Origin of the sequence: Sphingobacterium sp. CZ-2 (genome assembly GCF_004526235.1) — a bacterium.
Lineage (GTDB): Bacteria > Bacteroidota > Bacteroidia > Sphingobacteriales > Sphingobacteriaceae > Sphingobacterium > Sphingobacterium tenebrionis.
In genome coordinates, this window is sequence record NZ_CP038159.1 from 3296927 (window position 1) to 3311043 (window position 14117).

The 14117-nt window shown below is 37.3% G+C and carries 10 protein-coding genes; 8 read left to right on the forward strand and 2 right to left on the reverse strand.

The features are described from left to right. Position 1: 1 nt before the first annotated feature. Together E3D81_RS14445 and E3D81_RS14450 are read left to right on the forward strand one after the other, a co-directional pair. On the forward strand, positions 2-1546 hold the full coding sequence (locus tag E3D81_RS14445; protein WP_134777941.1) for a beta-N-acetylhexosaminidase: 1545 nt from the start codon (positions 2-4) through the stop codon (positions 1544-1546). A gap of 11 nt (positions 1547-1557) precedes the next feature. Continuing rightward, positions 1558-2877, forward strand: coding sequence for a sugar MFS transporter (locus E3D81_RS14450; protein ID WP_134777942.1), 1320 nt, complete (start codon positions 1558-1560; stop codon positions 2875-2877). Here E3D81_RS14450 and E3D81_RS14455 read toward each other — a convergent pair. Then, positions 2874-3917, reverse strand: a complete 1044-nt coding sequence (locus E3D81_RS14455; RefSeq protein WP_134777943.1) for a LacI family DNA-binding transcriptional regulator — start codon at positions 3915-3917, stop codon at positions 2874-2876. The genes E3D81_RS14450 and E3D81_RS14455 overlap by 4 nt on opposite strands. 226 nt (positions 3918-4143) lie before the next feature. Between E3D81_RS14455 and E3D81_RS14460 the strand changes: the two genes are divergently transcribed. The 6 genes from E3D81_RS14460 to E3D81_RS14485 all read left to right on the forward strand — a co-directional run bounded on the left by E3D81_RS14460 (position 4144) and on the right by E3D81_RS14485 (position 13151). Continuing rightward, entirely contained in the window at positions 4144-7236 is a 3093-nt protein-coding gene (locus E3D81_RS14460; protein ID WP_134777944.1) for a SusC/RagA family TonB-linked outer membrane protein, read from the forward strand. A gap of 11 nt (positions 7237-7247) precedes the next feature. Further along, entirely contained in the window at positions 7248-8621 is a 1374-nt protein-coding gene (locus tag E3D81_RS14465; RefSeq protein ID WP_134777945.1) for a RagB/SusD family nutrient uptake outer membrane protein, read from the forward strand. A gap of 18 nt (positions 8622-8639) precedes the next feature. After that, positions 8640-10082, forward strand: a complete 1443-nt coding sequence (locus E3D81_RS14470; RefSeq protein WP_245153228.1) for a DNRLRE domain-containing protein — start codon at positions 8640-8642, stop codon at positions 10080-10082. Position 10083: 1 nt separating this feature from the next. Further along, positions 10084-10827 (forward strand): glycoside hydrolase family 16 protein, encoded by a 744-nt coding sequence (locus E3D81_RS14475; RefSeq protein WP_134777947.1) that lies wholly within the window; start codon positions 10084-10086, stop codon positions 10825-10827. A 33-nt stretch (positions 10828-10860) separates the two neighbouring features. Beyond that, the gene (locus tag E3D81_RS14480; RefSeq protein WP_134777948.1) at positions 10861-11607 is read left to right on the forward strand and encodes a 6-phosphogluconolactonase; all 747 of its coding nucleotides are present in this window, start codon (positions 10861-10863) and stop codon (positions 11605-11607) included. Between the two features lie 176 nt (positions 11608-11783). Beyond that, entirely contained in the window at positions 11784-13151 is a 1368-nt protein-coding gene (locus E3D81_RS14485; protein ID WP_134777949.1) for a Gfo/Idh/MocA family protein, read from the forward strand. Here the strand turns inward: E3D81_RS14485 and E3D81_RS14490 are convergent. Continuing rightward, positions 13148-14116: a helix-turn-helix transcriptional regulator gene (locus E3D81_RS14490; protein ID WP_134777950.1), complete on the reverse strand. Its 969-nt coding sequence runs from the start codon at positions 14114-14116 to the stop codon at positions 13148-13150. The two genes, E3D81_RS14485 and E3D81_RS14490, sit on opposite strands and share 4 nt — an antisense overlap. Position 14117 lies beyond the last annotated feature (1 nt).

Here is a 14117-nt window from a genome sequence, read left to right on the forward strand (position 1 = left end):
TATGAAGAACTTAATAATCCTCGTATTTACTTTTTTGAATGTTTTATTCATAAATGTCTCTGCCCAATCAAAGAACAGTGATTTTAAGGTTAAAGGCTTTCATTTGGACCTAAGGGTTCAAGTGATGAAAATACCGGCATTAAAATCATTTGCAAAGCAATTGAAGGATGGGGGTATGAATACATTAATTATGGAATGGGAGGCTACTTATCCATTCAAAAACCATCCTTTGATCCCTAATCAATTCGCATATACTAGGGAGGAAGTTATTGATTTCGTGAATTATTGTGAAAACTTAGGAATTGATGTGATTCCACTTCAACAAAGTTTTGGTCATGTGGAGTATATCTTACGTCATTATCGATATAAGGAACTCCGTGAGGATCAAAAGGATTATTCGCAGATAAATCCACTTAAAGAAGACCTGGCGAAAGAATTGTTTAGAGATCTATTCAATGATTTGATCAGTACACATCAATCAGAATATATCCATATTGGTGGAGATGAAACTTACTTACTTGGACATTCTAAGGAATCGCAAAAGAAAGTTGCAGAATTTGGTAAGGGAAGGCTTTATGGCGATTATATAAAACTTCTTTGTGAATTGGTCGTAAGTTTGGGCAAAAGACCTGTACTATGGGCAGATATTGCCATGAAATATCCCGACGCACTTAAAGGTTTACCAAAAGAAACAATCTTTGTGGATTGGAATTATGGTTGGGACATCAATATGTTCGGCAAACATAGTAATCTTTTGCAGTCTGGGTTTGAGATTTGGGGGGCTCCATCTTTAAGGTCACATCCTGATAATTATTATATCACCCAATGGGAAAAACACCTCAGAAATATCCGCGAATTTATTCCCTTGGCACGTGGTTTTGGATATCAAGGCATGGTCATCACATCTTGGTCAACATCCGGGTTGTATTCCAGTTTATGGGAATCCCCAAAAGATTTAGTTGAACTGTATCCTATTCGTCGCGTTTACCCATTATCTGGATTCAACCTCTTGATTTCAGCCTACTTTGAAGCGATGAAAAGTGATAGGCCATTACAGGTAGACAACTTTGTTTTAGACTATGCCAAAAGGCAATATGGATTCAATGACCAAGAATCAAAACGATTCTGGAAAGCTCTTCAGGCCAATCCTTATGAAATAAATCAAGGTGTAGTTGGATCCTCCGATTTGACCATTCAAACTATAAAAGATAGTGCAGAATGGGTCCTGAGGGAATTGCAGGAATTAAACCCTAAAAACAATAAAACAGAATATGCTCATTACCCCTTAATGGCAGAAATCCGAGCCCAATACCTTGGTTATATGCTAATTGAACAGCAATTGAACCTAGCTGATTTTGATTCCGCAAAGCTACCTGCCATAATACAAGAATTAAAAGGAATTTTGGATAATAACCTGGATGAGCGTTTTGAAAAACTGAATGGTGACTTTATTTATACTCGTGAAATTCAGGATGAACATGATCTTAGAAATAGGAAAGTACGCCTCTTGTACGAGCGATTAACAAGAATGGGAAAAAGCGATTAAAACCTTGGGTCATGAAGAATTATCAGGAAGTTTCAGTTCAATCCTTGACAACAGGACAGAAAAGAATGTCGGTATTGATCATTGCAATCATGTTTTTTGTTTTTGGTTTTGTAACCTGGATAAATGCCATTCTGATTCCCTATTTCAAATTAGCGTTTGAATTAAATCATTTTGAATCCTATCTAGTTGCATTTGCATTTTACATTGCCTATCTCGTGATGTCTTTACCTGCTGGATACTTCTTAAATAGATTTGGTTTTAAAACTGGGATGATGCTGGGTTTTTTTGTGATGTCAGTTGGCGCCTTCTTATTTATTCCAGCTGGTGCCGTCAGATCATACCCTTTATTCCTTCTTGGATTATTCACTTTAGGTATTGGTCTTTCAGTCCTACAAACAGCTGCGAATCCTTATGTGACGATATTGGGAGATAAAGAGCGAGCCGCCCAACGATTTAGTATCATGGGGATCTGTAATAAAATGGCTGGCATTATTGCTCCATTATTGTTCGCGGCTATTATTCTTAAGCCGGAAGATAAAGAATACTTTGAATCAATACTGACCTTATCTCCCCAGGAAAAAAATCTTGCTCTAAATGGATTGACACAAAGGGTCATTGTTCCGTATGGGATTGTGGGCGTCGTGTTAATCGGATTGGGTTTATTGATCAAATTCTCGCCATTACCTGAAATAAATACTTCAGAGGATGGGAAATCTGATCTATCTGATGCTAAAGTAAAGCCCAATATCTTCGCTTTTCCTCATTTGGTTTTAGGAAGTGTTGCTATATTTTTTCACGTTGGTTCCCAAGTAATTGCGGTAGATAGTATCATTAATTATGCTCAACATCATGGCTTAAGCTTCTATGATGCCAAAACTTTTCCTTCATATACGCTTACTGCTACGATTATAGGGTATTTATTGGGGATCTTTTTGATCCCGAAATACATCAGCCAATTATCGGCCTTGAAATTCTGCACCTGCTTTGGTCTGATATTATCTACAGGGATTTTATTCTTTAACGGGGAGATTAATCTTTTGGGTTATCACACGGATGTTTCCGTCTGGTTCTTGGTTTTATTAGGTTTCGCCAATTCGATGATTTGGGCTGGGGTATGGCCATTAGCCTTATCAGATTTGGGTAAATATCTTAAAATTGGCGCTTCTTTATTGGTAATGGCCCTGTGTGGAAATGCTATCCTACCGATGCTGTATGGGTATTTTGCTGATTATATGGGTCTGCGGGAAGCCTATTGGGTATTAATACCATGTTACGCATATCTCATTTATTATGCTTTTCACGGATATAAACTCAGAAACTGGAAAACTTAATATTTATCCCTGTCGCTCGACTCCCGAAGGATAAGTTCGGTTTTTATTAAAATTTCTTGGTAATCGGTGTGTTCGAAATCAGGGTCTTCAATTTGCTGGATAAGAAGTTTCGATGCTACTTTGCCCATGGAATAAGCATTATCGTCTATACTGGATAATTGGGGGTCAACAACCTTGGAAATAGGGTAATTACTAAAACCTATAATCGCGATATCCTTTGGGATTTGAAATCCCAATTTTTTAAATACTTGTATAGCGGCTGCGGCAGTATAATCATTTGCACAAACTAATCCGTCTATTTTCATATTCGAATTAGCCAAAGATTGAGCCAACTCCAAACCCTCCTCATAACTCAAATGCTTGGCTTCCTTTATCAATTCTTCTTGTACAGTTAATCCTTGCTGAAGTAATGCATCTTTATATCCTTGTAAACGAGATTGGAAAATGCCTACCGATTGGTCTCCAGAAATATGTGCAATCTGCTTACAGCCCATTTGAATTAGATGTTCAGTTGCCTTAAAGGATGCTTCATGATCATTGATCATCACCTTGTTGGTTTTTAAACCTGTTGCATTTCTGTCATATACCACCAAGGGGATATTGGCTTTTTTTAACTTTTTGAGATGTTCATAGCGATGTGTTTCTAAACCAGGACAAATTATTAATCCGGCAGCCAAAGAACTCTCCAGCATTTGCACAATCTCCTTTTCTTTTTTGTAATTATCCTGGGATTGAAAAATGGTTATTTGATAGCCGTTTTTATAAGCATAGTCTTCAATTCCACTAATTACTTTGGAATGAAAATCAATATCAATTCTTGGGCAAATCACCCCGATGGACTTTGTTTTTTTACTCCGGAAACTGGAAGCTATGGGGTCGATTGAAAAACCTAATTCCTTAACTTTTTCATTCACCATTTTTTTAGTAGCCTCACTGATCGCGGGATGATTCGATAAAACGCGGGAAACGGTTGAAGTCGAAACGTTCAATGCTTTTGCTATATCTTTTATGGTAATCCTTGGGGAATCTGCCTGTTTCATCCTTAAAAATTTATGGAACCTAATTTAATGTAATTTTTCTGTTATTCAAATTTATGAATCATATAATTTAATGCAATTGATTGCATTAAATTATATGTATAATTAATTTATAACCATAAAATAACGCAATGTGATATTTATTTTAATGCAAACATTTGCATAAATTATCTTAAAATCATAACTTGCTTACATAAACAAACAGATTGTAAACCTTTAATCTGAAATTATGATGATAACCACCCACCGATTTATGATTAAATTGGAAAGTCGAGTAGTTAGCAAAATACTCTTTCTCTTAGGATTGATTTTGTTAGCCTTCTTTACTGCCCAGGCGCAGACCAAAACTATTACAGGATATGTCAAGGATAGCAATAATGCTGGTTTGGCCGGAGTAACCGTCCAAGTCGCAGGCAGCTCTAAAGCAACAAGTACAAATGATCAAGGCTATTTTGAAATGACCAATATTTCTGTTGGTCAAGAATTGATATTCAGCTTTCAAGGATTTACCGAAAAACGTGTTACTGTCCAAAACCAAACTATTCTTCAAGTCACTTTAGAATTCAGTTCTACAGTCATAGAAGAAACAGTTGTAGTAGGGTATGGTCGCCAAAAGAAAAGAAACCTGACTGGATCAATTGTTTCGGTCGGTTCCAATGAGATTGAAAAAACCAGTTTACAAGATCCTATTTCCATTCTTCAAGGTCGTGCTGCCGGTGTTCAGATATCTTCAAACTCCGGTGCACCAGGTTCAGAAATGATGATTCGTGTGAGAGGAAATTCTTCTTTGAACTCAGGCAATAATCCATTGTTTGTCGTTGATGGCATTCCAATTGAGTCAAATTCTATCTCCTCCTTAAATGGTACAGAAAACTTTGGCCTCAATCCTTTGGCAGATATCAACCCAAATGATATTGCATCCATAGAGATATTAAAAGATGCAGCTTCCACAGCTATTTATGGTTCTAGGGCTGCAAATGGGGTTGTTATGATCACGACTAAGCGAGGTGCTGAAGGGAAACCTGAAGTCCTTGTCAATGCTACTACGGGCATTAGTAATCTCACCCGTAATTTAAGCGTGCTTAATGCTGCCCAATATAGAGAAGCTGTCTTGGATTCTTACTTTGCCCTACCAAATCCAGAAGAACCGTATTATACCATAATTGATTCTTTAAACCCAATGAACAATGGTGATGTAGATTGGCAGGATGAATTGATGCGTACAGCGAAGCAATATAAAATTGATGTTGCAGTAAGAGGTGGTACCAAAGCGGCAAAATATGCTTGGAGCACATCCTATTTAGATCAAGATGGGATAATTCTAAATTCGAATTACAAAAGGTTTACTTCCAGATTGAATGTTGATTTTGATCTAACGGATTACCTTAGAATAGGCCAAAGTATTTCTTATACCAATGGGGTGAACAATCGGACCAATGCTGCAGGAACGGGGAATTTAAGTATCATTCGAAGTTTATTGGTTAGACCTCCAAACATGTCCATGTACTTACCAGACGGTTCCTTGAATGGTTATATGATCGGTATGCGCAATCCAGTTGGAATGGCATTATATGCCACTAACCTCAATAAAAGTAATCGTATAATAGGAAGTCAATATGTAGAGGCTGATATATTTAAAGACCTGAAATTCAGATCAAATTTTAACTTGGATTATATATCCATGAAAGAGGAAGAATTTATGCCTTCGATATTAGATTATCGTGAGGGATATAATACAGGAGGGGTAAGAAATATTGGTAATCTCACTTGGGGAAATGAAAGTTATTTCACCTACCAAAAGAGTTTGGAGAATGTACATAATTTTGGAGGGGTTTTGGGTATGAGTTTCCAGAAGTGGCGATTTGATCGGACGGGACTTGATGGAATGTTCTTTCCAAGTGATGATATCAGAACGCTGAATGCCGCATCGGTCATTTCTAACCAAGGAGTGAATGTGGCTTCCGAACACGCCATGTTATCCTATTTTGGACGTGCTACCTATGATTATAGAGGTAAATACCTTCTAGAATTCAATCTACGAGCAGATGGATCATCCCGATTTGGTAGAGATAATCAATTTGGATTTTTTCCATCTGCCTCAGCCGGGTGGAGATTTAAGGATGAAGAAATGCTTAAAGATGCCAGTTGGTTAAGTGATGGTAAATTGAGGTTTAGTTTAGGAAGTACTGGTAATGAAGCGATTGGAGATTACACTTCACAGGGTGAATTTACCTTAGGAACGAATTACCTTGATTTTTCAGGAGCATCGCCTACTGTTATGCCAAATGCGAGTTTGAGTTGGGAGACAACGACACAGTATAACCTTGGTCTGGAATTGGGCTTTTGGAACAATCGGGTTTTATTTACGACAGAAGCGTATTTAAAGCAAACACGTGATTTATTATATAATGTACCAATTCCAAATACTACAGGTTTCGAGTTTATTACTCAGAACATTGGAAATATTGAAAACAAAGGCTTAGAGTTTAGCTTACAAACTAAAAACTTACAAGGTGCATTCACCTGGAATACAGGTCTTAATATAAGTTTGAACCGGAATAAAGTAGCATCTTTGCCAGAAAACTTATTGACGAATGGGTATATCCAAAATGGGACATATCATATTTTACAAGAAGGACTGCCAATCGGTGTATTTTATGGATGGCGTTTTATGGGTGTATATGCGCGTGATGAAGATAATGTAAACAAAGTTACTCATGGTGCTAGCGGACCTGTTTTTGTGGGCGGTGATCCCATTTGGAAGGATTTAAATGGAGATAATATCATCAATCAGGATGACCGTGAAATTATTGGTTATGCTGAACCAAAATTCTTTGGTGGTATTTCTAACGATTTTAGTTATAAAAATTTCCATCTCAATGTATTCCTTCAGTATTCCGTTGGAAATGAAATATATAGTGAATTGAACCATCAAAGAAACTCTGTTGTACGGTACAATAATCTTTCTACAGATGCACTTGACAGGTGGCGAGAGCAGGGAGATATCACTAATTTTCCAAGATTGATTAGGGACGATCCAAAGCAATCAGATTCACGTGTTCAAAGTAGGTGGGTAGAAGATGGTTCTTACATCAAGTTGAAAAATGTAAACCTACGTTATAGTCTCAAACCCGAATGGACCCAAAAAATTGGACTCAGAAAGGTTGACGCCTTTATTAATGCCAATAATTTAATCACTTGGACCAAATATACTGGTTTTGATCCTGATGTAAATTCGTATTCCGGACTTCGGGTGGGCCTGGATGAGGGGTCTTACCCGCAGAGCCGTACGTTTATGTTTGGTTTAACATTTGGACTTTAATTTGAATTATCATGAAACTATCATTTAAATATATCATAGCCGCCTTTGTTTTGAGTGCTTCTAATACTTCTTGTTCAAGTTTTTTGGATAAAGAACCTATCAGTAATTTTTCGGGACAAGGTTTTTATAAAAAACCTGCCGATGCACAGGCCGGAGTGAATGGCATTTATAATTCTTTACAATCTGTTTTTCGTATAAACTTTGCTTATTGGGGTGAAGGTAGGGCAGATAATGTAACTACAAGACATTCAGGAGATCCATTTGCCTTACAGCAAAACAATCTTACACCAATCATTAATTCTGCACGTTGGGATAATTTTTACACCTTGATTTCACGGGCTAATTATGCCATTAAATATATCCCTACGGTTTTTGAATCCGAAGATAGTGCATTAAGAAATCAATTATTGGGACAGGCTAGAGGACTCAGGGGATTGGCCTTCTTTTATTTAACCCGGATATGGGGTGATGTCCCCATCATTTTGGAACCATACGAAAGTATAGATCAGAATTTGTTCGTGGAAAGAAATAGTCAGGCCGATGTTCTAAAACAGGCTGAAGAAGATTTATTGTTTGCAGCGTCCAATTGTGCAGACAATTACACGGGGGATAGAAATAGAGTGTTTTTAACAAAAGGTGCTGCATATGCATTTCTTACCCAACTTGCCATGTGGGAAAAACAGTATGATAAAGCAGTAGGATATGCCGACAAAGTACTAGACGATAGCCAATTCAGTTTAGTTTCCATAAGTGATTGGAATAGTATTTTCAATAAGGGAGCAAGCTCAGAAAGTATATTTGAAGTGGGTTATAATGAGGTTCAGACAAATTCTTTAAGAGTTTTATATGCTTTAGGTTCGGACTCTGATTATGTTCCAAGTTCAAAATTTATAGCTTCTTTTGAAGAAGGGGATTTAAGGAAAAATCTAATCTATGATGTGAAAGAAGTTCAACCGCGTAAAATATGGAAATTCTTTGGTGTGGGATTCAATGATGAAAGCCCTGACCCTTCAGGTAATAATATTGTTTTGACTCGATTAGCTGATATTATGCTGTTAAAAGCAGAAGCATTATCCAATCTTAACCAAACAGATGAGTCCTTAACACTCCTGAATAATATTAGAAGGAGAGCTGGATTGGCAATTATGGATTTGGAGGTGGCAAAAAATCTTTATGGTGATCTTACTTCTGCTATTTTACATGAACGATCTATTGAATTGTCCTTTGAAGGGCATCGATGGTTTGACCTCGTAAGAACAGGTAAAGCCATAAATACAATGAATCCTTTAAATGGACTATCAGACGAAAAAAATCTAGTATGGCCAATCCATGAGAATGCTTTATTAAGAAATCCGAAGCTCAATCAAAATGAATTCTACAAATAACCAATGAAAATTAATTTTATGAAAAAGTTAAAAAATACAATATCAATGGTGCTATTAGGTGTAGGATTAATTGGTATGCAATATAGCTGTGAAATACAGGAGAATTTTGAATATGTACAAGGTCCTGATAATAGTAAACTTTCAGTTGATGCGCTAACCTTTATTTCAGAAAACGAATCTTTAAGTCTTTTAAAAGAAGCGATCATTAAAGCTGGGATGGAAAGCTATTATAATGGATCGAAAGAATATACTTTTATTGCGCCTAACAACCAAGCATTTACAGCTTATCTAAAAGACAATGGTTATGCGTCTATAAATGATATTCCTTTACCGATTTTGAAGAATATGCTGAAATATCATATCGTAAATGGTACAGTAAATTTTAATGATCCAGCACTATCTGCAAGTAATAAACCAATTGCTTATAATACAGAGAATGGGCAAACGATGTTTCTTTCTCATAGTAGTACCTATGTTGGGATCATCAATGAAGGAACGAATAGCCAATGGCAGATCCGCACCTCCAATCTTGTCCCTACTAATGGAGTGATGCATGTGACCAATTTTATCACTTACTATTCGGCGCCAACAGGAGATGCAAATGCCGTAAACCCAAACCTTTTGTTAGATACCATTTTTCCTAAACACGATTCTTACATCAATGGAGGAATTGATTCGGATAAGAATTTGGGAACCACCAACCTGTTGAAAATTAAGAACGTTTCTGGAAATGGTGATTATGACCGTAAGGCAGTAATGATTTTTGATTTTAATGATTTTAAGAAAGAAGGTGTGGTTACAGATTTAAGGATGCAGTTGTCTGTTTCTTTTACACATGCCAAAGGGGTCGATCTAAATCTATTTGAAACACCTAATGCTAGTTGGACAGAGGCATCAATAAAATTTAACAATATGGTGTTTCCAAAGAGTCCAAGAATTGCCTCCATAAAAACCAGTAAGGTTAGTTTTTTCAATTTTGATATAACAGATTATTATAAAAACGTCAATCCAGAGGGTTTAAAATCATTTATGTTGGATGGACAACCTGGCTCAGATGAAACCGATGAAATTGCATCAAAAGAACATGCCACCTTATTACCACCAATGATAATCGCTACATTGGCATCTGGAGATTCAGAATTGACTTTAGAAAATATAACTGATTTTAAAATTGAAAATGGCGGTGTATATGTACTTTCCAAGGATAATTTAGAAGTTTCTGGTGCATCAGCAGGTGATATTATTTACACCATTGAGGAGGCTCCAGTATTTGGCTGGTTAATAAAAGGTGCAGAAGTATTAAAGAAAGGCAGCAAATTTTCACAATTAGATTTAGATTTGAAGAATTTATTGTTCATTCATGATGGTGAACAAAATGGCACACAAACTATAAAATTGACTGCTAGAGATCGAGCAGGTGCTATTCTGGAAAATTTGGAATTAAAAATCACAGTGGAATAAGATGAAGAAAAACCTTTTTGTAGGCTCAGCAGGAGTCGGATTGTTGTTGTTAATGATGAATTGTGGAACCCAGGCGCCAGTTGTGGAAAAGCCAAAAGAGCCTACAGATCGTGTAATTAAATTCTCCGGATTTGATTGGATCGTAAGAAACGATATGGTCAAAAAAGGTCCTGGCCCAAATTACTTTTCCAATTCGGAAGATAATGTTTGGATAGATAAAGAGGGAAAGCTGCACCTAAAAATCACGCAAAAAGATGGTAATTGGTATTGCGCGGGAATGTATTGTAAGCAACCTTTAGGTTATGGTAAATATACTTTCTATGTACATTCAGATATAACCTTATTAGACCAAAATGTTGTTTCTGGATTATTTACCTATTTAAATGATGTGGAGGAGATCGATATTGAGTTCTCGAAATGGTCAATCCCTGAAAATCAGAATGCACAATTTGCCATTCAACCCTCTGATAAAACAGGTAATAAATATCGTTTCCAGATTCCCAGTAACGCTGGTCCAACAAGACACAGTTTTGATTGGCAAGAAGATCAGATCAATTTTATCAGCCAGGTAAATTCTGATGCTGCTATTGCGCCCTATGCTGCTTGGAAATATACAGGACCGGATGTTCCAAAAGCTACAACGGAACGTATGCGCATTAACCTTTGGTTATTTAAAGGGCAGATGCCTTCCGACTTAAAAGAGCAAGAGATCGTCATCGATAGTGTTACGTTTAATAAAAATTAATGCATAAATCAACCTAACCCTTTTTAATAGAACATGGATGTAAATGAAAAAATGATGGCAGTTTTTGAAACGAAAGAAGCTGCAGGATTAGCCGCGGGTAAAGCTATTGAAATGCAGATTACGGACTTATTGAAAGTTCAGGAAGAAGTAAGGATCATTTTTGCTGCTGCACCCTCCCAAAATGAAACCTTGGATTACCTGGTCAATTCCACCAAAATCCCTTGGGAAAAGATAATCGCTTTTAACATGGATGAATATATTGGATTATCAGATGATGCGGAACAATTGTTTTCAAATTATTTAATGGGGCGCATATTTAACAAGGTCAAGGTAAAGAAACTTCATCTGATTGATCCTAAAAACTCGGTTGATAATGAAATCAAACGAATGACCAATCTTATCCATAACGCGGTTATCGATATTATTATCTTAGGGATCGGACAGAATGGGCATATCGCATTTAATGATCCTCCAGTGGCTGATTTTGAGGATTCTGCTGTTATTAAACAGGTGGAATTGGATCAGGTTTGTAGGCAGCAACAGGTGAACGACAAATGCTTTCTTACTATAGATGAGGTCCCTTCACAGGCATTGACACTCACAATTCCTACTATTATGAGTGGTAAACATTTGTTCTGTATTGTTTCGGGTCAACATAAGGCCGAGGCTGTTTATCAAACCCTTCATGGTGAGATTTCCATTAATTGGCCATCTACAATTTTAAGAACTCACCCTGACTGTAAATTTTATTTCGATAAAAACGCCTATAATTACGGTTAACCGTAAGGATTGTTTTCTACTATGCTTTATCTTCGTATTATAGCAAGTACTTAACCAATCCATTATAAATATTCCTATTTATTAGGTAATAAAAAGATCAATGTCCATCATTGGTCTTTTTTGTTTTTAGCAAGCTTCTTGTTATCTTGTTGTATTATAAACCTAAACCTAACGCTATGAACCTCAACCGCAGGGAATTTATTACAGGTACAGCTGCATTATTATCCTTGGCAGCTTTTGTTCAAGATGTTTTTGGATTGGAAAAAGCAGCTGGTAAAAAAGTGGCTTTGATTGGGACAGGCTGGTATGGAAAAAGCGATCTGTTTAGATTATTACAGGTGGCCGATGTAGAGGTGGTAGCTTTATGTGATGTGGACAAAAACCATTTGGAGGAGGCTGGAAGATTAGTCGCTGGAAAACAAAAATCCCAGAAAACACCCGCACTTTATGAAGACTATCGGAAATTATTGGCAGAGCATAAATTGGACATCGTGATCATAGGTACTCCAGATCATTGGCACGCTTTGATGGCTATAGCAGCGATAAAAAATGGTGCTCATGTTTATCTGCAAAAGCCGGTAAGTGTGGATGTGCTGGAAGGAGAAGCTGTTTTAGCGGCTGCGCGAAAGTATAAACGTAAAATACAGATCGGTACCCAGAGAAGAAGTACTGCCCATATGATCGATGCTAAGGAAAATATTATCGAAAAAGGTTTGCTAGGTAAAATTTCCCACGTCGAAATGTGCTGTTATTTTCATATGAAGAGCAATGCCAATCCTCCAGAACAACCCGTTCCGTCCTTTTTGAATTATGATTTATGGACAGGTCCAGCACCTTTAAGACCTTACGATGGCTTGCCACATGGCAGCTGGTGGCGGGCATTTATGGAATATGGTAATGGAATAACCGGGGATATGTGTGTGCACATGTTTGATACCGTGCGTTGGATGTTAAAGTTGGGTTGGCCAAAACGTATTTCGGCAACGGGTGGAATATATGTGCAAAAAGATGCAAAATCAAACATTGCAGACACCCAAACGGCCATATTTGAATATGATGATTTAAATTGTGTTTGGAACCATCGAACTTGGGGAGCTCCTGCCGATCCCGCCTATCCTTGGTCTTTTATCATTTATGGAGATAAGGGAACATTAAAAGGAAATACCATGAAATACGAATTCATACCCCATGGGAAAGGTGAGCGTATTTTAAGAGAGGTGTTGTTCGAAAGGGAAAAATTCCCAGAAGACCTTAAAGAACCCCGTATTGAATTAAATGCAGCACCTGCTACTAGAGGACAAATGATGAACCTATTGACCGCTATCGAAAAAGATCATTTACCTGTTGCCGATATCGAAGAAGGACATATATCCTCCGCATCCTGTATCCTTGCCAATATTTCCATGGAACTCAATAGACCACTTATATATGACCCAATAAAGAAAAAAATCGTAAATGATCCAGAGGCTACCAAAAAATTGAAAAGAACCTATAGAAAAGGATGGGAGCATCCGTATGATAGCTGGATAAAAGGAAAGGTCTAACGGAATTTCAGATTAATGTCTTGGATGATTTCCATCATCCTGCTTTTTAATATGGCTGGTTCTAACACCTCGATATGATCGGCAAACATCAATAACCAACGAGGAAACTCGTGTTCAATATCCCTGCAATCGAACTGCATGATAAAATGATCATCCTTCTTTTCTTCCGAAATATAGCCATAATGGTTTCTTTGCCATCTGACATGTGGTGCCATTTCTTTGCTTACTTTAATCCGAACTTTTGATCTTTCATAGGTCGTAGGTGGATTCAGGGCTATATACTCTTCCATACTTAGGTGCTCTTTGGAAAAATCAGATTCCAACAAATTAACTTCCATAACCCGGTCACTGCGGAATTGTCTATAATCCTTGCGGACTAAACAATAAGCAATAATATACCAATAGCCAATTTCATGAAGAACCCCTAAAGGTTCTATAGTTCTATCGTGGGCTTGATCATCTTTTATGCCTTGGTATAGTATTCGGAGCTGTCTTTTCTGGGCAATCGAAGTCAGGGTCGCATTTAAAAGTTGCGGAGCATGATTGGAAAAAATGGGATTATCCTGTTTTTTCATGATGATCTGCCCCTGCATATGCTCCAACATTTCTTGGTCATGTGATTTTAAAATGGCTTTTATTTTCATCATCGCAAAGCCATAATGCCTACTCGTACTATTATCAAAGAATTTCTCCGCCAATTTCTCGGTAGCCACAAAACTTAAAGCTTCTTCTTTATTGAAACTGACTGGCGGGAGGTTATAGCCATTCATGATGGAATAGCCGGTTCCAGCCTCGCCAATGATCGGGACTCCAGCTTGTTCTAAACTCTTCATATCCCGATAAATGGTTCGTAAGCTTACCTCAAATCGATCCGCCAAATCTTGCGCCTTTACGATTCTCTTGGACTGTAATTGAATTAGAATTTCAACAATACGGTCGAACCTTTTCTTTAAGTCGATGGACATA